This is a genomic window from Lysinibacillus sp. EB271-A1-10B, assembly GCF_058791335.1.
On record NZ_JBYTDL010000002.1, the window covers coordinates 168,969 to 186,603 of the forward strand.

Annotated in this window: 29 protein-coding genes and 1 pseudogene; 27 read left to right on the forward strand and 3 right to left on the reverse strand. The window is 28.9% G+C overall.

Translation table 11 applies throughout. The features are described from left to right. Positions 1–254 precede the first annotated feature (254 nt). The 18 genes and pseudogenes from AC3WSK_RS03655 to AC3WSK_RS03740 all read left to right on the forward strand — a co-directional run. Complete coding sequence (locus AC3WSK_RS03655) at positions 255–584, forward strand: hypothetical protein (RefSeq protein ID WP_492534812.1); 330 nt, start codon at positions 255–257, stop codon at positions 582–584. Between the two features lie 541 nt (positions 585–1,125). Beyond that, on the forward strand, positions 1,126–2,175 hold the full coding sequence (locus tag AC3WSK_RS03660) for a DUF262 domain-containing protein (protein WP_492534813.1): 1,050 nt from the start codon (positions 1,126–1,128) through the stop codon (positions 2,173–2,175). A gap of 185 nt (positions 2,176–2,360) precedes the next feature. Continuing rightward, positions 2,361–2,843 (forward strand): hypothetical protein, encoded by a 483-nt coding sequence (locus AC3WSK_RS03665; RefSeq protein WP_492534815.1) that lies wholly within the window; start codon positions 2,361–2,363, stop codon positions 2,841–2,843. Positions 2,844–2,894: 51 nt separating this feature from the next. Continuing rightward, positions 2,895–3,245: a hypothetical protein gene (locus AC3WSK_RS03670; RefSeq protein WP_492534816.1), complete on the forward strand. Its 351-nt coding sequence runs from the start codon at positions 2,895–2,897 to the stop codon at positions 3,243–3,245. A 61-nt stretch (positions 3,246–3,306) separates the two neighbouring features. Further along, the gene (locus AC3WSK_RS03675) at positions 3,307–3,858 is read left to right on the forward strand and encodes a hypothetical protein (RefSeq protein WP_492534818.1); all 552 of its coding nucleotides are present in this window, start codon (positions 3,307–3,309) and stop codon (positions 3,856–3,858) included. 46 nt (positions 3,859–3,904) lie between these two features. After that, entirely contained in the window at positions 3,905–4,288 is a 384-nt protein-coding gene (locus AC3WSK_RS03680; RefSeq protein ID WP_492534820.1) for a hypothetical protein, read from the forward strand. 45 nt (positions 4,289–4,333) lie between these two features. Beyond that, the gene (locus AC3WSK_RS03685; protein ID WP_492534821.1) at positions 4,334–4,837 is read left to right on the forward strand and encodes a hypothetical protein; all 504 of its coding nucleotides are present in this window, start codon (positions 4,334–4,336) and stop codon (positions 4,835–4,837) included. Positions 4,838–4,881: 44 nt separating this feature from the next. Beyond that, positions 4,882–5,412: a hypothetical protein gene (locus AC3WSK_RS03690; protein ID WP_492534822.1), complete on the forward strand. Its 531-nt coding sequence runs from the start codon at positions 4,882–4,884 to the stop codon at positions 5,410–5,412. A 34-nt stretch (positions 5,413–5,446) separates the two neighbouring features. Beyond that, positions 5,447–5,734 carry a hypothetical protein gene (locus tag AC3WSK_RS03695; RefSeq protein WP_492534824.1) on the forward strand — a complete coding sequence of 96 codons (288 nt, stop codon included), beginning with the start codon at positions 5,447–5,449 and terminating at the stop codon, positions 5,732–5,734. Positions 5,735–5,823: 89 nt separating this feature from the next. Continuing rightward, the gene (locus tag AC3WSK_RS03700; protein WP_492534976.1) at positions 5,824–6,576 is read left to right on the forward strand and encodes a SprT-like domain-containing protein; all 753 of its coding nucleotides are present in this window, start codon (positions 5,824–5,826) and stop codon (positions 6,574–6,576) included. Positions 6,577–6,639: 63 nt separating this feature from the next. Next, positions 6,640–7,059 (forward strand): hypothetical protein, encoded by a 420-nt coding sequence (locus AC3WSK_RS03705; protein WP_492534826.1) that lies wholly within the window; start codon positions 6,640–6,642, stop codon positions 7,057–7,059. Positions 7,060–7,207: 148 nt separating this feature from the next. Beyond that, positions 7,208–7,828 carry a hypothetical protein gene (locus tag AC3WSK_RS03710; RefSeq protein ID WP_492534828.1) on the forward strand — a complete coding sequence of 207 codons (621 nt, stop codon included), beginning with the start codon at positions 7,208–7,210 and terminating at the stop codon, positions 7,826–7,828. A 189-nt stretch (positions 7,829–8,017) separates the two neighbouring features. Further along, a complete protein-coding gene (locus AC3WSK_RS03715) occupies positions 8,018–8,980 on the forward strand; it encodes an endonuclease NucS domain-containing protein (protein ID WP_492534829.1) in 963 nt (320 codons plus the stop codon). A 183-nt stretch (positions 8,981–9,163) separates the two neighbouring features. Then, positions 9,164–9,496, forward strand: a complete 333-nt coding sequence (locus tag AC3WSK_RS03720) for a hypothetical protein (RefSeq protein ID WP_492534830.1) — start codon at positions 9,164–9,166, stop codon at positions 9,494–9,496. A gap of 25 nt (positions 9,497–9,521) precedes the next feature. Further along, a complete protein-coding gene (locus tag AC3WSK_RS03725) occupies positions 9,522–9,764 on the forward strand; it encodes a hypothetical protein (RefSeq protein ID WP_492534832.1) in 243 nt (80 codons plus the stop codon). Positions 9,765–9,826: 62 nt separating this feature from the next. Then, positions 9,827–10,051, forward strand: a complete 225-nt coding sequence (locus tag AC3WSK_RS03730; RefSeq protein ID WP_492534834.1) for a hypothetical protein — start codon at positions 9,827–9,829, stop codon at positions 10,049–10,051. After that, entirely contained in the window at positions 10,038–10,337 is a 300-nt protein-coding gene (locus tag AC3WSK_RS03735; RefSeq protein ID WP_492534836.1) for a hypothetical protein, read from the forward strand. The genes AC3WSK_RS03730 and AC3WSK_RS03735 overlap by 14 nt, the downstream gene beginning before the upstream one ends. Positions 10,338–10,381: 44 nt before the next feature. Further along, a pseudogene (locus AC3WSK_RS03740) lies at positions 10,382–10,564 on the forward strand (transposase); the annotation flags it as partial. Between the two features lie 103 nt (positions 10,565–10,667). Here AC3WSK_RS03740 and AC3WSK_RS03745 read toward each other — a convergent pair. Beyond that, the gene (locus AC3WSK_RS03745) at positions 10,668–10,865 is read right to left on the reverse strand and encodes a hypothetical protein (RefSeq protein ID WP_492534838.1); all 198 of its coding nucleotides are present in this window, start codon (positions 10,863–10,865) and stop codon (positions 10,668–10,670) included. A gap of 401 nt (positions 10,866–11,266) precedes the next feature. On the opposite strand from AC3WSK_RS03745, the gene AC3WSK_RS03750 reads away from it, so the two are divergent. After that, positions 11,267–12,502 carry a hypothetical protein gene (locus AC3WSK_RS03750; RefSeq protein ID WP_492534839.1) on the forward strand — a complete coding sequence of 412 codons (1,236 nt, stop codon included), beginning with the start codon at positions 11,267–11,269 and terminating at the stop codon, positions 12,500–12,502. A 105-nt stretch (positions 12,503–12,607) separates the two neighbouring features. Here AC3WSK_RS03750 and AC3WSK_RS03755 read toward each other — a convergent pair whose 3' ends face one another. Next, positions 12,608–13,402, reverse strand: coding sequence for an HNH endonuclease signature motif containing protein (locus tag AC3WSK_RS03755; RefSeq protein WP_492534841.1), 795 nt, complete (start codon positions 13,400–13,402; stop codon positions 12,608–12,610). A 189-nt stretch (positions 13,403–13,591) separates the two neighbouring features. On the opposite strand from AC3WSK_RS03755, the gene AC3WSK_RS03760 reads away from it, so the two are divergent. The 4 genes from AC3WSK_RS03760 to AC3WSK_RS03775 all read left to right on the forward strand — a co-directional run bounded on the left by AC3WSK_RS03760 (position 13,592) and on the right by AC3WSK_RS03775 (position 15,299). Continuing rightward, positions 13,592–13,861, forward strand: a complete 270-nt coding sequence (locus AC3WSK_RS03760; protein WP_492534842.1) for a hypothetical protein — start codon at positions 13,592–13,594, stop codon at positions 13,859–13,861. Between the two features lie 296 nt (positions 13,862–14,157). Continuing rightward, positions 14,158–14,409, forward strand: a complete 252-nt coding sequence (locus AC3WSK_RS03765; RefSeq protein ID WP_492534844.1) for a DUF6440 family protein — start codon at positions 14,158–14,160, stop codon at positions 14,407–14,409. A gap of 91 nt (positions 14,410–14,500) precedes the next feature. Further along, positions 14,501–14,704 (forward strand): helix-turn-helix domain-containing protein, encoded by a 204-nt coding sequence (locus AC3WSK_RS03770; protein WP_492534845.1) that lies wholly within the window; start codon positions 14,501–14,503, stop codon positions 14,702–14,704. 91 nt (positions 14,705–14,795) lie between these two features. After that, positions 14,796–15,299: a hypothetical protein gene (locus AC3WSK_RS03775; protein WP_492534847.1), complete on the forward strand. Its 504-nt coding sequence runs from the start codon at positions 14,796–14,798 to the stop codon at positions 15,297–15,299. Positions 15,300–15,386: 87 nt separating this feature from the next. On the opposite strand, the gene AC3WSK_RS03780 is transcribed toward AC3WSK_RS03775, so the two are convergent. Then, the gene (locus AC3WSK_RS03780; RefSeq protein ID WP_492534849.1) at positions 15,387–16,172 is read right to left on the reverse strand and encodes an abortive infection family protein; all 786 of its coding nucleotides are present in this window, start codon (positions 16,170–16,172) and stop codon (positions 15,387–15,389) included. A gap of 173 nt (positions 16,173–16,345) precedes the next feature. Between AC3WSK_RS03780 and AC3WSK_RS03785 the strand changes: the two genes are divergently transcribed. The 4 genes from AC3WSK_RS03785 (at position 16,346) to AC3WSK_RS03800 (ending at position 17,630) form a co-directional block, all read left to right on the forward strand. Beyond that, positions 16,346–16,552: a hypothetical protein gene (locus AC3WSK_RS03785; RefSeq protein WP_492534851.1), complete on the forward strand. Its 207-nt coding sequence runs from the start codon at positions 16,346–16,348 to the stop codon at positions 16,550–16,552. Positions 16,553–16,645: 93 nt separating this feature from the next. Continuing rightward, a complete protein-coding gene (locus tag AC3WSK_RS03790; RefSeq protein ID WP_492534853.1) occupies positions 16,646–17,128 on the forward strand; it encodes a hypothetical protein in 483 nt (160 codons plus the stop codon). A gap of 48 nt (positions 17,129–17,176) precedes the next feature. After that, entirely contained in the window at positions 17,177–17,404 is a 228-nt protein-coding gene (locus AC3WSK_RS03795) for a hypothetical protein (RefSeq protein WP_492534855.1), read from the forward strand. Positions 17,405–17,414: 10 nt separating this feature from the next. Next, positions 17,415–17,630, forward strand: coding sequence for a hypothetical protein (locus tag AC3WSK_RS03800; RefSeq protein ID WP_492534856.1), 216 nt, complete (start codon positions 17,415–17,417; stop codon positions 17,628–17,630). Positions 17,631–17,635 lie beyond the last annotated feature (5 nt).

Below are 17,635 nucleotides of genomic sequence, written 5' to 3' on the forward strand. Positions count from 1 at the left end.
GTAAGATAATTTTAGGAAAACATAGATATCATTAATTATTAGGGGTTTTTAAAACAATGTTGATTGGATCGTTTAATGTTAGATGAGCTTATTAATACTCAATTTTTTAAAATACATATTATCCATAAATTAGTGAAATGTTTGATTAGTAATATGAAAAATAATCCAATTTTCAGTTATACAAGTTAAGTTGATGTGATATAATTAATTTAAAATAACAAAATAAATAAAATATTTTAAAAGGAGAATGAAATATGATGAATCAATTAAAATTAGTTGCTAATAATTTAGTGGGGTACAATCCAGAAATAAGCTACAATAAATATGAGGTATATAACACGTTATTACATGTAAATGAGGACTTAAGAGAAGAATGCATTAACAATATAAATGAAGAATATGGGTTTGAATTAGTTGATAAATATGATCTAGCTCGTTATGAAATCTCAGTAAATAATTCTGATGTAGAACCAGAAATGCCTACATTGTTTACACCTAGCTTCACAAAAGATGAGACTGATTATTATAAAGATCAAATGAAAGAACTGCAAAAAGGGTACATGAAGTTGTTGGCTAATCAATAATTAAGGTTACTTGTTACTTAGTATATGAGGTATTGATAATCTTATTTTTTAACCATTAAATAAATATATACATAACGATTAGTGTAGAGTGGTACTTGGTGTTGTGAATGAGGGAAACACTACTCTATGGTTACACTAGTAATGCTAAAGCTGTTTTACTGTATATGTTTACGTAATATCTCAATATTATTTAGATTTAAGTCTATAAAGAGTGTATTAGAGAGTAATAATGAATGTATTTTCGGCATATAAAATATGAAGAAACTAGAAATATGTGAATAAAAATCAGAAAATATAGAATTTGTTAGTATGAAAAATGAAATCTGTAGAATTTCTGAAATTAAAAATTGAAATGGGTAGAATTTTATAAAACGAAAAATCAAAACTATAGAATTAAAAAATCAAAATCGTAGAATTTTACATTTTGAAAATTGAAATGTAAAGAATTTTTGAATACGAAAATAAAGAAAAATAGAAATCTTGATTTCTTAATTGTGTGATTTTGAAATTTAAATCCAACAGAATTTGAGGAGTGAATAAAATGATAAAAGCAAGTATGCCAATGTCAGTTAGTAAATTTGATAAACTTATTACGGATGAAAGGTTAAATTTCGACTTTCCAATTCAAAGACCAGATGAACAATGGAGTTTGATGCAGAAGTCATTACTAGTACAATCATTAATAGTCGATTATTTCATTCCTCCAGTGGTTACATCTGCGAAAGTTGAAACAAAAGACAACAAAACAGCAAATACTTATTGCACTATTGACGGTAAACAGCGAATAACAAACTTAGTATCATATTTTAGAGGAGAATACGCATTGCATCCAGACACACCTTCAGTAAATATAGATAATACTTATTTCAACATTGGCAAAACTAAATTTGAAGATTTACCAGAAACAGTGAAGATAGAATTTCAAACTAAAACATTAAATATGTATTATTTAAGTGATATTACTGAGGAAGAAAAAGTAGAATTATTCTATCGTTTAAATAATGGTGTTTATCTAAGTGTACATCAGAAGAATAAAGCTGTTATGGGTATAAGTGCGTCTATTAGATTAAATAAACTATCAGAACATCCTTTTATGTCGAAGAATGCTTACTTTACACCAACGCAAAAACGAAAAAGCGAAGATCAAGCAGTATTACTTCAAACTCTAATGTTATTTGATGAAGACTACGAATTAAAGTCATTCGCTAGTGATGAGCTAACAAAGTATGCACAGAAGATTCATGAAGAGATGAATGAAGTGATTTTCGAAGCTGTAGAAAAAGCCATGACACTTTTACATGATGCATATGGTGATGAGACAGATAAGTTCCTATTAAGAAAAATCAATCTCCCAACGTTAATGTTTGCAATGAGACATTTTGAAGATGAAGCTTATGACAAACAATATCTTATAGACTGGTTAACATTGTTCTCTAATACTGTGCAAGGTGTTTCTAATGAGATTCCAACTAATTATAAGGAGTTTGCAGGTGCATGGGGGATTAAGAAGGTGAATGTATTAGGACGCTTAGAATCGATCACAAAACATTTAGATGAGTTTTACGGTCAAAAGGTGAGAATTGAAGTGTAAAGAAAAATTAAATAATAAAATACACAAAACTATTTGACTATTTAAAGTAAATTATGGTAATCTTGTTTTAAGAAAAAATGGTGGCTTCAACTAACTATAAATACTAATTTAAATTTGTAGTTGGAAGTTGTATACCATTTGTACATAAAGTAAAATTTAAGTTAGATTAAATTGGAGGAAATGAAATGACTTATACAAAAGAATATCTCATTGATAATATAACGAAAAATGATTATGAACGTGAATATATAAAAAATTTAACAGATGAAATTTTCCACCAAATAGCAGAAGCTATTGAGTGCAATGAAAAGGAATCTGTGACATTTAAAGATGTTCAAGAGTACGGTATGGTACTTAGTGTAATGAAGTATGATTATATTACTAGAGAAAAACTCAAAAAACGATCACCAAATGAGGAATATGCTGATTTTCATTTGAAGGAAATGTTAAGTAGATGGGAGATATATAGAAATGTAAATGATGATACTACTATGAAAATAGTTATGGCAGATCAACATTTTTACACTATGGAGCGATTCGGTACAGAATTAGATTTATCGGCTTATGTGAAATTTAATTATGTTGCTGATTGGTTTACGATTGTTGACCTTAATGGTAGAGAAATGTGCGGTTTCCCAGTATATTCAAAGCATGTCGATGTTATTTGAGATTTTTATTAAAAGTATAATATTATGAAATGTAGAATCGGAGGAATGAAAATGCACGATTTAATTTTAACGGGATGGAAGAATCTCGAAGTGAATGAAATAGATAAATCAGTTAAACCTTCTTCAATGTTTAAGGTATGGTTCACTTACAAAGGATTACAAGCTGAAACTTACACAATAACAGAACAAGAAGCATCTGAAGATTTTATTATTTCAACCAATATTAAACCTGAAATGTTTCATGGAAAGAAACTCAAGGAAGATAAGAATCTTAATATAGAGGATATTGCAATGAAGGTAGTTGATTATCAACGCAAAGGTTATCAAGTTATGCGTAGATACGATGATGGGGAAAATGAAGTAGCTGATAAAGTATTCAATGAAATATTAGGCTATTACTAAGATGATGAAATAGTAAATTAATTAATATCAGCATTTTATAAAACAATAAGAGGTGTAAACAATGAACAAAGAAACATTTGATATAATACAAAAATTTCATAATATAGAGAATGACATCTATGAAAAGCTATGTGAACGTGGAATAGATTCTGGAGAGGTAGAGGGTATACTATATGATTCAGTGGATTATCGTGAACAACTATTAAGTATAGGCAAATACCTTGATAAAGAAGAATGTTTAGACAAGGAAACATTCATCCAAGAACAGTATGAAGATATCGAACGCTACATTAAACTATTTGTTATTTATGAATACAATAATGGAATGGCTTTATGTGAGGATACAACTGGATCAATTTATTTAGTTCCACAACGATTATTAGCCTGTTATAACGAAAAGGAAATTACTAGAGATGTAGTACATGAAGAAGTGGAAACGGAATACGTAGTTAGTTACCTTGATTTAAAGATAGATAAAGTTAAAACCTTCTTCTTTGATTCTAAATTAGAAGCTGAAGCGAAATATAAAGAAGTTAAAAATAATAAAGATTGTATGTCTGAACTTATTCAAAGTAAAAGCCAATATGAAAAATATGAATTAGGGATTGATTAATATTAGATAATAGAAGTCTTTTATCGAGATTATAGGGAGATATTTTATGACAAATATCGGATTTGGAGTTAATGATGATTATCTAAGTCAGTTTCAAAAGCATTCAACAGAAGGGTATGTTACTTCGTATACTTTAGAGATAGACTTTTTCGATGAGGAAAAAGTAATAGGTGTTATTAATATAATTTTTGATGTAATTGGATATGGAGTAGAGGGTTTTGATGGAGGAATAGATATTTCATATCAAGTTATGTATTTTCAAGACCCATTAAATCAAGAAGATTATCTAGACGATAACGAGGCATTCATTTATATTTTCTCGAACTATGGAAATGACATAATGACTGTAGTTGACTTAGCTTATGATGCTTTAGATGATTTTTATACGAAAGGCACTCCATTGAGTCATTTTGCAAAGCATTTCAAATAAAATACTTAATAGGTAATAGAGATAGTATTAAAAGAAGGTGAAACTATGACAGAACAACTTGACGTAATAATTGACCCAAGAAAAGAATCTTATTGTTTTACATTTAGCAAACACGATTGTTATAAGCTTGCTACAGGTAGATGTACATTTGAATTAACTGATGAAGAATATGAGCAAGAGAAAGTCATATGTAATGCTTCATATCACTATGAGGCTCGTGTAGGATATTGTCGTGAGCTTTTGGAGATGATGCGAGAAGGAGGTACTATATCGGCAACTGAACGTACTGGAATTTATGCTCATCGAAATTCATGTGGTCATATGACATTTTCAGACGGACAACATCGTTCATGTGTTGCAAAGAAAAATAAATTACCAAAACTTCATCTTAATAGATTAGGAGATAACGGAGAGTGGTTGTGCAGTTCTTGTAATCTTGAAAAAGATGAAGAACAAAAGCAAAGAAACTTTTGGGATATTTTTAAAAGAAAGAAAAAAGAGGACATTAATGGGGATTTCCCTATTGATATCACAGACGATAAGTTATAGTTTTTTTATAAAACAGTGATATTAATAGAAGTGAGGAGATTTATATGAATACAAAAGATAAAGCATCTAAAGAAATTTTCGAATTCTTAGAATCAAATAAGGAGTGTTTATTACTAACTGGCACTCATATGTTTAAAAAACATGAATTACTAGTGTCTATATTAAATACGATACCTAATACAAAGATATTGTTTCGCACCAACGCTCTAAAAAATTTAAGAACTTTTCTTAAAACAAATACACCATTTAAATCAGGGGTAGCTTATTCATTTGTTAATAACATCAATTATTATTTTGATTCAATAGATACCAAGACTTGGAATAGGTCGCCATATGATATAGATTTTGCAATAGTCTATCCAGTAAGCTCAATATTAAGTAAAGGTTTATACATTAAAGTAATTAAAGATTTACAAGATAGAGGTGTTAAAAAGATATTTTTTGTAAGTTGCCAAGAGACATATGACTTCTCAATTTTAGATAACTATGTTGATCAGAAAATAGTTTATGATGTTGAAGAAGGTGATATAGAAGCACATAATAGAGTGCTTGAAGGTAAAAATAGAATAAAATGAAGTTATTATTTAAGTGTAAGAAGGTGTAATATCTATGGAGTTCTCAGAAGATAAAATTTATAAAACAGTTTCAGATTATTATAAAAATAAAGGCTTAACTAATCAGGAATTCAGTAATCGTTTACGAGCAATTAATATGTTGATCATCAAGGAGTTACCAATGAGTGAGTCTATTTATTGGTTGTCTAAGTATGAAAATGATTATTTTGAGGATGTAGAAACTAGAAATAAATTGAAGGCTAGGTATAGGGCACAATTAAACGCAATTTTGAAGAAATTAGGACTTAAAAGTACAAAAGATGGTTTGATTATTATAGATTAGGTTTTGTTGTAATTTGTAAAAGGCGTTGTTATCAGTAGATAAAATAGAACGATTATCTAAGAATATTGAGGTGAAGATAGTTGAATGAAGTGATTGATAAAAGGTTAAATATAGAATGGATAAATAAAGAGGCGCACAGATTACTTAAAAAGCATTGGGGAATAGATTACATACCTACTATTGTGTTTGATAGAACACCAAAAGAGGAATGGGATAATTATTATCCTAAAGAAGAAAAAAGTATTTTACTAGGATTATATCATAATAAGGACATGACTATTGAATTTAATTCTGAAATAAATAGAAGAAGAACAATCGATCAAGTAAGAAAGACATTGTTACATGAATTATGTCATTGGTATCTACATTACAACAAATTACCTCACAGAGACTTTGACGTCCGTTTCGGTCATGAATTAATTAGAACTGGATTAAAACCTAATGCAACTCCATCTCATCGTAAGGCTTATAGTGATGCGAAAAAAGACATTAGATACCGTACTTTTGAATTAATCGATAATGGAGAAGAAAAAATAACAACTAGATTGTATCACAAAAGAAAGAATCAGGATGATTTTAAGAAGGATTTAAAAGATACGTTGGAACGTTTGAGGATAGAGTTTTTAAAGCAAGTAGAGGCTTGTGAAAAGGATGAAATCAGTTATATTGAGGAAGTATGGGTTGGTGATGTGGCAGAAAAATTATGTGAATGGCATGGATATGATCAAATAGAGTATCCTGTTTATTCCATCATAGTAGGTAATGACAGAGGATGTTTCGAAGATAATGACGATTTTGATTCTGTAATAGACACTCTAGAATTTGAAATTGAAAAGTGTTAAATAAAACACATCTATTATAAAATTAAAATGATAAAAATAGTTCAGTAAAAGGTGGAATGTGCAATGGGAGTTGAATATAAAGGATTATTAGTTCCTATACAAGGAGAGCCTAAATACTTCAGTAAAAGAGGGAATCCATTAATAAGTCAAAGGTTTGAAGTAGAGAAACTAGGTGTGGATAAAAATGGTATTGAAGAAGAACTTAAACCTATACTGACGATGGAGAACTATGAGAAATGGTATGAGATGTACATCATACATTCAGGCGGAAGAGTAGAAAGCTTATTTTATTCAAAAGAGGATGAAGATGCTTTCGTTACATGGTACGATCATGCAATCTATCCTGAATATTTCCATCTATCAGCTAAGCGATTGGGATGTACTTATGATAATAGAACATTTGCAATGGTATGTGAAAGATTCGTTGAAGAGGTATTAGAAGATGACTGGACAACCCTTCACAAGTACTTACCTAAAGAATGATCAAGATGGACAAGTAAAGAGATATTACAGCACACCTATAGAATAATGAAAATCTAACAGGAAAGAAAGAAAATAGTTAAGGTGTTAGCAGTTTGAAATTGTACTGTGTGAATTTAAAGTAGAAAATACATAAAAGGAAACTTGTTAAATGAGTAAGGGGAATACGATTTGGTTACAAATACCAACAGAAATTGTAAGAAATATTGGATTTAAAGTTGATGAGAAGTCATTTGCTATTTACGCATTTTTACTATATAAGAAATTTAAAGCATTCAATAATAGCGAAATAAAAGTTTTACTTAAAGATATAAAAACTGTGACAGGTATTACGGATAATAGAACTATCAAGAAGTGTTTTGTGAATTTACATAATCAAGGTTTAATTAAGTATCAAATAGACAAGTTACCAATTAATAACCCGTTAAAAATTATTATGTTAGAACCTTATAAAAGTGACTACTTTACACAAATTCCTTTAGACTTATTAAAATCAATAGAGAGTATAGGTTTAATTGGATTTAGATTAATGTATTATTATGAGTCCTATATTAACAGAAGCAACTTATCCAAGCTTTTTTGTTTCCCAAGTTATGAAACTATTCAAATTGATTTAGGTATAAGTAATTTCTCAGTAACAAAGTACAATAAATTGTTAGCAAAAGAAAAGCTGATTACTATTACCAAACACAAAGCAGAATACGATCCATTTGGAGATGGTGGATTAGAAAAGTTTAATAATCATTATAGTGTTAATTTACATAAGTTGTAGATGTTTCAAAAGGAAGAAGAGGAGGAAAATTAAACGATTAGAATTTTACCTGAAAAGGTGAAATTATGAATCGTAAATACTGTATATTATGTATCTTATATATTATTCTTTATATACAAAGAATTATGCAACCTTTACTTGCAATTCGCTTGGTCGATACTAGTAATCGAACTTTCGGAAATGTTGCATATGGCTTTACTAATTAAAATGAAAGAGGTTTTAGGTTTGAAGTGTAAAATGCCGAAAAATGCAATAACAAATGAACACGGTAATTATAATTCTGAAATGTTTATAGTTCATTTGATTTTACTCAATGGACTCAAATCATTATCAGACGATGTTAAAATAAGTAACGCTTATATCAAAAAGGTGTCTGGAATGAAAGATAATCGCACTGTTAAAAAGGTTCTTTCTGATTTAGTAGATGTAGGAGCTATGGAAGGTTATAAATTAAATTTAAACGGAGATATTGATATCATTAATATGAAGAAGTATGACGAAAATGATTATTTTGAAGTAGATATTTATGTTAACTTATTCGAAAGGAATCTAATCCGAATAATCTTTTATCTAAGTTATTATCGATATTTACAATTAAAAAATCCAAACAAGGCTTACTATCACCATGTAATGAGTAAAACTATAGAAAATAAGATGTTGGTGTCAAATTTTACAATTAGTAAATCATTTAAAGAATTAAAGAAAATAAAAGATTATTCTAATTTAGTGGATAGAAGTATTTTTGTAAAGGTAGGAGAAATAAACCTTATTGAAAACAGGATCGATGAGAAACCAGAGACAAAAGAAAAACAGCTAGAGAATTTTTTGATAGATAATATAGAGTATATCGAAAAAGGTATGACAGTGATAGGCAATCAAGTGAAGGTGAAGTTTGGACAATTAGATATTCATGCAGTAGATGCTAATGGAGTTGACTGCATAATTGAATTGAAAGCTATCAATAACGATAAAAGATTAGCGTATCAATGCATATACTATCCTACTCAAATAAATAAGCCTACTAGAATGATAGTCGTTGCTCCAGATTATAGAGAAGACATTATTACTTCTTTAAAGGGTACTGATACTGAATTATACATATATGAAGAGTTAAGTAATGAATATCTTATTAGATATTATCAGACGGTCTAACATAAATCTTAATATAAAGTTGCATATTTCTTTACTAATGAATTTAGACGTTATTTCTTTCATAGAGAGCTTTTGACTGTTGAGCATATAAAGTGTGCTGAAGAGTACTAAAACGTCTAAAATCAATTGGAAATAATATTAAAAGTTAAATAAAAGATAGATATTATCAAAGGAGATGATTGAATGTACAAATTTGAAGTTTGGTACGAAAGCTATCCAGTTATCACTAGAGGAAATGCTTCTTGTATATATACACCTGGTAGAACACTTTGTGCAAAAACTATAGAGGTTTTGGACATTGCTAACTTTCATAATGAATTGAATAAAGGTCTTCAAGAAGAAGGTTTTTCTAATTGTATTATGTTTTATAGAAAGTTAAACAAAGACGGAAGTATAGATGAGGAATTTGAAAAAGTACAAAGGGATAAACTTTATGAAAAATTTCCAAGTCTTAAGGATATAAAGTTAGATATGCAGTCGCTAAATAAGTTACCGCAAATATTTAATAAAAACTGAATATTATCAAAGGTGGAGAATAATCATGTTCGGTTTATTCAAGTCAAAAAATAATAAGCGTTATCAGTATGAGAATGACTACAGTGTTTCTACAGAATATGAAAGTCGACTACGTATTGAGGCAATGAAAACGATGGAACGATTAACAAGAGATAGAGAAGAAATGGAGGCAAGAGAAGAATTATTAAGAATTGAAAAGATGCGTAGGAAAATCAGAATTCACGAATTAGAAAAGAAAATGAAAGAATATGGTCTAGAAGAAGATTAAATAAAAGTGATTTATTATGAAGTTAAATACATAAAATAATAAGATGAGAGGTATCTATACATATGATGAAGAAAACTACGTTTACAATGACAGTTATTTATAACGATGAAGATATTTATGCAAACAGCGCAATTGATGCTATTGAACATGAAATGTATAACATAGATGGTATTGTGCAATGGGATGTAGATAACGAAAAGGTTGTTACTGAGGATTTAGAAATTGAGTATGACGATGAGGAAGATTATAGCAAGTATCTTAAGGAGGGAAACAATGATTCAAAGTAGATGGAGCGAAAGTTGGAGTCAGTTTAATGGTTTGATTAATAAAGATGACATTGTAATTAGAGATGTTAGACTTCAATCTAATGCAGGTTGGTACATAGGTGCAGTAGAGTTTTACAATTATGACGAAATGGATTTCTATAGTCGTGACTCAGATTATTACCCAAACGAAGATATGTTAAAAGATGATTATCATAGATCTATTTCTGTTGAAGAAGCTTTCAATAAGGTTAAGCATGATAGGTTATATAGTAGAAAAATGGAGAAAAAATTAAGCAGGATTATTTAAAATGTTCATTTTATATAAAAGAAAAGGGGTGGGAATTATGAATATCAAAGAACGGATTTGATTTCGATCAGATGAAAAGTCATGATTTCCTTGTCAATGAAACGCGCATGATGTTAAGTCTGTTTACTATAATTATACAAACTGGCTCCGTACACTTAGTTTCCCAAAGCATTATAAGGGAATTCAAATCAAAAGTATTTGCGCGCCTCATTAAAGTGGCAAAAAAACGAGACTACTATCAAAAAACCCATAAAAACACAAACTTTAGATAACTATGAGTAATTCAGGTTTAAGTAATGAACAAACCAAATAATTTTTAAATAGAAATATTTAAAAATTGATGAAGAAACATCCGAGTGAAACAGCAATAAAAATTATGGCAAATACTAAACTATTCCACAGACCTAGCATAATAAAAGGAGAAGTACTTTTATCTCCGTCTTTCTTGAGACCTGTGAATGTTCGCCAAGTTATTATTAGCTGCCAAATTCCTATTAATAAAAAAATGAATCCAATTAAATTCCTCATATAATTACCTCCTTTGTATAAAAGTACCATTTTAAGAAAGCATTATCAATGAAATTGGAATATAATGAAAAAATGTTTTGTTTGAGGATATTTTAGAAGTAGCGACTAAAACGTAAGGTGTTGAAATTATGGGTGATGATTTTATTGGATTTAAATTCATCGGAGAAACATCAGTATTTTGGAATAGCTTATTTCGATTAAACTCAGAATGGCTGAACTCCAATGGAATTCCGTATGTTGAATATTTAAGTGAAGTTTGGAGTAATTACTAATTGAATCAAGTTTGAATAAATGATTCGTATTATTTATAAACACTAATGAGTAGCTTACTGATGATTGATGGAAATTAGTATATTAAATTGGTATAATTAACTATAAACACAGATTGGGAGTTGGTAATATTGTATTATGACGAAGAGTTACTTTTTTACAATAGCATAGCTAAACTTTCCGATTATTTGACATCAAAAATTAAGGATGTTAAACAAATAATCGAATCACAAGATGAAAGTTATATATTGAATGTTGGACAAGAACAATACATAGACCATTTAGTAGATACCCTATCTATTGACGGAATATCATTAATTGAAGATGATATTTTTGCAGACCATAAAGAAGAACAGATATCTTCAGATCAATTCCCACGGAGATATAACGTATATGATGGTAAAAGCTATAAAATGCCAGTTCTATACTATCACATACCATATGCAGGTGATAGAAACTTAATGATGTTATTACCTTCACAATATACGTTTAATCCACCTACAGCTAAAATAACAAATAATGAAATTATTAAAAGATATGTTGTTTTTAGTGACGATTATCAAGGTGTACAAAGTCAATTCGATGGATTTAAAAGGGATTTAATGGAAATGGTTGAGTATGTAAATAAAGATATAGAAACTTACAATAATTCTATAAAATCTTCAGTAGAACAAATTTTTATCAATAGAAAACAAGAGTTGTTAAAAAGGAAACAATTGTTGTCAGGAATAACTGTACCAATAAGAAAAAAAGGGGATGTTCCTCAAACTTTTTCAATACCAAATGTTAAAGTAAAAAAGAAAATAACCGTTAAACCAACACCAAAGACAGAGAATTATGCACCAGATCCAATATTAGATGATGAAACATACAATGATATATTAAAGATTGTAAATGATATGGGTAAGGAATTTGAAAGAAAACCTTCGGTATATAACAACAAAGGTGAAGAAGATTTACGTGACCATTTCTTAATGTTATTAGAACCTCATTTCGATGGAAGTGCTACTGGAGAAACGTTCAATAAAAGTGGTAAAACAGACATTTTACTTAGACATGATGGTGGTAATGTGTTTGTCGGAGAGTGTAAGTTTTGGACAGGAGCAAAAGGCTTTTTAAAAACTATTGACCAATTGCTAGGATATTTAACTTGGAGAGATTCAAAAACTTCTGTAATAATGTTTGTAAGAAATAAGGAGTTCACAACTGTTATTGAAACCGCAAAAGAGTCAATTCAGACACATGACAACTTTATTAAATTTGTTGATCAAAAAGATGAAAGTTGGTTTGACTATATTTTCCACTTAAACGGTGATAAGAACAAAGAAATTAAAGTTGCAATAATGCTGTATCATATACCAAGTTGATCAAAGGTGAATAACTCTTGTAGTTACTCACTTAAATAATAGGATAGTATTATCAAAAATGAAAAGGTGAGTAGCTCAATCAAATACTCACCTTAGTATTATTTATTAACAAGTCTCTTCACGTAATTTTTCATTAAACTGTTCTTGTTTATCTTCGTCAAAATACAAATAAATTTCATTGATGATTTCAGAGAAATGAGTTAACGACCATCCTTCTTTGATGCTAACAGCAAGAACAATGTCTTCATTTGGATCTATCGTAAAGCCTTCTGAATCCATACCTAAATATTCCCATCCACAATGAAATGATAAAAAGAAACTATCCTTTAAATTAGATATATCGTAAATGTAGTTATTATTTTTTCTAATTATTTTAGGTATGTCTACCTCTGCGTTTTTTCTAAAGTCTTTTAATATTTTTGCAAGAACCTTTTGGTCGCCAATAGTTAAATCGAAATAATTTTCAATAGCTTCTTTAAACTTTGAATATGCGAAAATTGAACCTATACGTCTATGAAGCGTTCGTGTTTTAACATCATTTAGATTAACTCCATCCAAATCGTCATAATATGTATCATTTGGTGTTTGCGAAGTAGTGATGGTATTTTCTCTTTCTTTCTTAACAGTTTCATACCAATCATCTCTGTACCTAATTACCAATCCTGCATTCAGCTTTCTACCAAAACCACCTTTAATCATTGTTTCATCATGGCATTGTAAACACAATACAGCTATATTGTCTAAATTCTTACTATTTGATGGATCATCGTCTATATGATGAGTTTGAACAGCTTTTCTAGGCTCTCTACATTTACAACAAGTATTTTTTGACAAGAACATCGCTTCATTTGAGATTTCTAGTGGTATTTCAACACGTTTTACTTTTTTCTTTTCGGTCATCTTATAAAACCCCCATAATAAATAATTTCTAAATCTATATAACTAGTATTATACATATTTAAAAATAATATTCATCTTTAAGTATTAAAAATAAATTAAAAAAATACATAAAATATATTGTAGTAAATAACTCATGATGTTAATATGAACATAAGAAATAAAATGATAAAAAATAAGGAGGTAAATAAATTGAGTCTTGTGAAGTTAACAGTTAGTCAAATAAGGAACTTGGGATTATGGGAAAAAGTTTGTGAATTTAAAGGTTATGATGAATGGATGTTAAACGAAGGTAGAATATCAGAGAACGATTACATAGAGTTTGAAGATGAGTTTAAAAAAGAAGAAATTAAAGAAGAGAAACTTTTTAAGTTCAAATGTCCTGAATGCAGTGAAGACAATGCAAGTATTTATAGAGAATCAATTCAATGTAATAATTGTGGGTTTGTTGAGAAGTATTAAGTTTTATTTAATAGAACCGTTTTATTAAAACTAAAGGAGGTCTAAGCACTGTATAAAGTTAGGGACAAGGTTATTTTAGATGAAGAGTTAGCAACTCATCCGTTAATTTATATTCGTGAATGGGTAAGAAATAGAACAATCCTGACCATAGTGGAATGCAATTTAGACGACAATCGCTATACTGTGACAGATGATTATGGATACACAAAAATTGATGTCGAAAGTGAATGTATTGCTAAGTATAGCAATTAAGTAAAAGAGGAGTTTTATTAAAAATTAAATGGAGGAAATACATAATGAAACGTAAATTATTATTAGTTGGAGTATTAGGATTCACAGTGTTATTTGGATGTAATCAAAGCAATAACAAAGTGAAAGCCAGTGTACCAGATGGATTCGAACTGATCTCAAATAATGAATTAAAGCGTGATGACTATAGTGAAGTGAAGCATATAGAAACAGGTTGTCATTACATTGTTTATTCAAGAGGTCAGTCTATGGGTATAACTCAAATGTATAACAAAGAAGGATTACCGTATTGTGATTAAGATTTTTTTAATATGATTCTATTATCAAGATACCAAAGTGTTGTTTAAAGTACTTTTAAGTGTTAAAGTAATACCTAAAGGAGTGTTTAAAATGAAATTAAACCTTAGAGTGTTACTAGCAGAAAGAAAACTGAAGATGACTGATGTGATTAGAGATACTGGACTATCTAAAACTGCAATCAGAGGAATTTTCCATGAAACATCTAAAGGAATACAGTTTGATACTTTAGAGACTTTGTGTGAATATCTAAATTGTGGTGTTGAAGAATTATTAATCATAGAAAGGAAAGATTAGTGATAAGCAAATCTTTCTATATTAGTAAATACATAATAATGAATTGAATAATAGTCACGTTTTATGAAAACTAAAAAAGGAGAGAATTATTGTGAAAAAAGAAGAAATTATCATTTTAAAGGACTCAATGAACAACCTTAAAAATAAGTGTGAAGCAATTATTAAGTTTTATAATACTGAATACAAGAATCAAATCAAATGTTATGAAGATAAAAACAAACCACTATATAGTCATCTATATGTGAAAAATTTCGGCAAAGATCCTTTTGAAGAAGAGATTATAACTGTAATGTTTGAAGATGATGAATATATACTAGAAGAAAAAGGAGTAAAAGTAAGTGGGGTTACTGCTAGGGGGTATGATGTAAATAGGTCTGAATTCATCGTTCCATTCAAGTGGTTAGAATTAGACACAGAAGGATTCGAACGAGAAATTACATTTACATTAACTCAAGAAATAGGTCATTTAGTTGGACAATGGTATGAAATTCAAAAGGAGAAGTCAGAGAATGAATTAGAAAAAGTAAAGAATATTTTAAAAGTAATTCCAAAAGATCAGCTAATAAATTTTATCAAAGAATTAGAAGTTAAATAATATATTTGTTTTGTAAAATACATATCAAGACATTTTGAAGCAACCAATTGATGTAATTATACAACAATCATTGGTTGCTTTTAGAAATTAAAATGAATTTTGAACAGCATTATTTTCTTCAATTTCATCAATAAATTTTAATAATGTTATAACATGATTACAAATTAACTTACTTTCACTTTTATTTAAAATAGCGTTATCATGTGCATAACTTTTGTTGTTTCTAACGTTATTAAAGTTATTCAATATATTTATATTTGTCTTTAAAATTTGTATTGTCATATCTGACTGTATAGTATTAGATTTTTCTAACGACTTCCTATATATAGATAGCAAAGAATGTAAAGGATCATCTTTTTTAAATTGCAAATCATGCTTTATGCAAAGCTCTCTAAAGAACTTCACACTATATGTATGTAATCTATCTAAAGCTAATTCTGGATTGTTGTCTAACAACTTTTCTTTAATTTCGGCAGATAATAAATCAACTCCTTGAGTATTATTAATTGCTGAAATATTATCAATATCTTCTATTGCATTATTATCATTTAGTGTAGTTAGGATCTTTTTACACCTTTCGAAAGACTCGTCATTATTGAATTCATAATCATAAGCAACCATTTTTTTATACCAGATTGAGAGTAATTTCGACAATAATTTTTGTACAACAAAATTACTTTCTGTTTCTATAAACAAACGTAATCTGCTTGCATCTGACATTCTAATACCAGAATAGTTGCCGTCATAAATATCAATGCCAGTGGTTTCAAGAACAAAAATCCCAAATGGTAAATTGTTGAAATCTAACACACGTCCACTTCTGACTAAAAGTTTTTCGAACAATAGTCTATCTTCACTACTTAAAGAACTCACATAATCATCCTCCAACATATACAAATCTTTTATCCATTTTATTATACAGATAAATTGATAGATTGTAATAAAATACAAAGAGTAATAAATTAAATTATAAAATACATAAAATTGGTTGTGAATATTTTAATTGTGTGGTAAAATTTAGTTAAATAATAAAAGGAGTGGTTGAAATGAATGAACAAGAAAGAATTAAATACCTACAAGGATTAGCAGATAATGGATTAATAACTGAATTTAATAATGATGATATTAACTTCCTTCTTGGTATTGCAGGACGATTAGAGCAAGTAGCGAGCGAATTTAATTCAATGCTTTCAGATAGACAGATGAATAATTATGCTGAAGCATATCAAGAAGCTATGATGGAGGGTAATTAATATAAAAAAATACGAAAATGAACTAATGGTTATGTTCGATAAAGCTAAGAAATATGAAGAGTTATCATTTTTGATTAAAGAGGTGATTTTACCATGACAACAAAAAGACAGTCACTAATTAAATTAGAAGATATTCTAGTAGATTCTAAGAAAGTAGATGTAATGTCTACGTTCGTAGTTGACCCTGAGACTAAAAAAACAGTTAAGTATAACGAATACTTTGACTGCACTCAAGTTGAGAAGCTAACTCTTGAGCTATTCAACGATATGCAGTACGCAATCGAAAAAGAATACAGTTTCTTTGAAAGTGAAGAACAACTAATTAAATATGAGCTATTGCTTATTATTAAATACTTCTCTCACTTTAAAAATGAAATCGGTGACACGTTCGAAGAAAAGATTATGGCAATGGAAGCATTAATGAAGATTGGTTTATTTGACCTATTCTTCGATGAAATTTTTGACCAAAATCAAGTTGGAGAAGTAATCGAACGTGTAAACAAGGTTGCTGAAAAAGCTGTATTGGCTCAAGAAGCAATTAATGAAGCATTAGAAACAAAAGGAGATTTTAAATAAGTTAGGGTGATAAAACCAATATATTATTAAATGTAAGGAGTGGTTTGAATGAGCAAAAACGCAATTATTGGTGTAGGAAAAAGTACATCTGTAGATGAATTAGCTAGATCCTTAATGGAAGTGTATAAAAATGAGGATACCAATCCTATTAATTTAGGTATCTCGATGGAAGAGTTTACTCAAATGAATGAAGTTATGTGTACTAAATCCGAAAAGAAATGCAATGGATTTCTAGAAGGTAAGAAGATGAACAGGATTTTAGGTAAACGAAAGTGAGAGTTTAATTATGAGTAAGTTTGAATATGCAGTGTTAATAGAGAGATATGAACATGGTCAACGTTTGTATTCATTTGATGGGGAAATTATTAATGAAAAGGGATATAAAGGAGACTCATATTATGAAATCAGGTTTATTGATGCTTTAAACAGTTTAGGAAAAGATCGTTGGGAGTTAACTATGAAAGATGGAAGTGAGTACATAATGAAGCGTGAAATTAATTAGTATCA

Bases quoted from the DNA above. Each gene is read 5' to 3' on its own strand.
- AC3WSK_RS03655 (WP_492534812.1), top strand. From the start codon at position 255: ATGATGAATCAATTAAAATTAGTTGCTAATAATTTAGTGGGGTACAAT.
- AC3WSK_RS03660 (WP_492534813.1), top strand. From the start codon at position 1,126: ATGATAAAAGCAAGTATGCCAATGTCAGTTAGTAAATTTGATAAACTT.
- AC3WSK_RS03665 (WP_492534815.1), top strand. From the start codon at position 2,361: ATGACTTATACAAAAGAATATCTCATTGATAATATAACGAAAAATGAT.
- AC3WSK_RS03670 (WP_492534816.1), top strand. From the start codon at position 2,895: ATGCACGATTTAATTTTAACGGGATGGAAGAATCTCGAAGTGAATGAA.
- AC3WSK_RS03675 (WP_492534818.1), top strand. From the start codon at position 3,307: ATGAACAAAGAAACATTTGATATAATACAAAAATTTCATAATATAGAG.
- AC3WSK_RS03680 (WP_492534820.1), top strand. From the start codon at position 3,905: ATGACAAATATCGGATTTGGAGTTAATGATGATTATCTAAGTCAGTTT.
- AC3WSK_RS03685 (WP_492534821.1), top strand. From the start codon at position 4,334: ATGACAGAACAACTTGACGTAATAATTGACCCAAGAAAAGAATCTTAT.
- AC3WSK_RS03690 (WP_492534822.1), top strand. From the start codon at position 4,882: ATGAATACAAAAGATAAAGCATCTAAAGAAATTTTCGAATTCTTAGAA.
- AC3WSK_RS03695 (WP_492534824.1), top strand. From the start codon at position 5,447: ATGGAGTTCTCAGAAGATAAAATTTATAAAACAGTTTCAGATTATTAT.
- AC3WSK_RS03705 (WP_492534826.1), top strand. From the start codon at position 6,640: ATGGGAGTTGAATATAAAGGATTATTAGTTCCTATACAAGGAGAGCCT.
- AC3WSK_RS03710 (WP_492534828.1), top strand. From the start codon at position 7,208: ATGAGTAAGGGGAATACGATTTGGTTACAAATACCAACAGAAATTGTA.
- AC3WSK_RS03715 (WP_492534829.1), top strand. From the start codon at position 8,018: ATGGCTTTACTAATTAAAATGAAAGAGGTTTTAGGTTTGAAGTGTAAA.
- AC3WSK_RS03720 (WP_492534830.1), top strand. From the start codon at position 9,164: ATGTACAAATTTGAAGTTTGGTACGAAAGCTATCCAGTTATCACTAGA.
- AC3WSK_RS03725 (WP_492534832.1), top strand. From the start codon at position 9,522: ATGTTCGGTTTATTCAAGTCAAAAAATAATAAGCGTTATCAGTATGAG.
- AC3WSK_RS03730 (WP_492534834.1), top strand. From the start codon at position 9,827: ATGATGAAGAAAACTACGTTTACAATGACAGTTATTTATAACGATGAA.
- AC3WSK_RS03735 (WP_492534836.1), top strand. From the start codon at position 10,038: ATGATTCAAAGTAGATGGAGCGAAAGTTGGAGTCAGTTTAATGGTTTG.
- AC3WSK_RS03745 (WP_492534838.1), bottom strand. From the start codon at position 10,865: ATGAGGAATTTAATTGGATTCATTTTTTTATTAATAGGAATTTGGCAG.
- AC3WSK_RS03755 (WP_492534841.1), bottom strand. From the start codon at position 13,402: ATGACCGAAAAGAAAAAAGTAAAACGTGTTGAAATACCACTAGAAATC.
- AC3WSK_RS03765 (WP_492534844.1), top strand. From the start codon at position 14,158: ATGAAACGTAAATTATTATTAGTTGGAGTATTAGGATTCACAGTGTTA.
- AC3WSK_RS03770 (WP_492534845.1), top strand. From the start codon at position 14,501: ATGAAATTAAACCTTAGAGTGTTACTAGCAGAAAGAAAACTGAAGATG.
- AC3WSK_RS03785 (WP_492534851.1), top strand. From the start codon at position 16,346: ATGAATGAACAAGAAAGAATTAAATACCTACAAGGATTAGCAGATAAT.
- AC3WSK_RS03790 (WP_492534853.1), top strand. From the start codon at position 16,646: ATGACAACAAAAAGACAGTCACTAATTAAATTAGAAGATATTCTAGTA.
- AC3WSK_RS03795 (WP_492534855.1), top strand. From the start codon at position 17,177: ATGAGCAAAAACGCAATTATTGGTGTAGGAAAAAGTACATCTGTAGAT.
- AC3WSK_RS03800 (WP_492534856.1), top strand. From the start codon at position 17,415: ATGAGTAAGTTTGAATATGCAGTGTTAATAGAGAGATATGAACATGGT.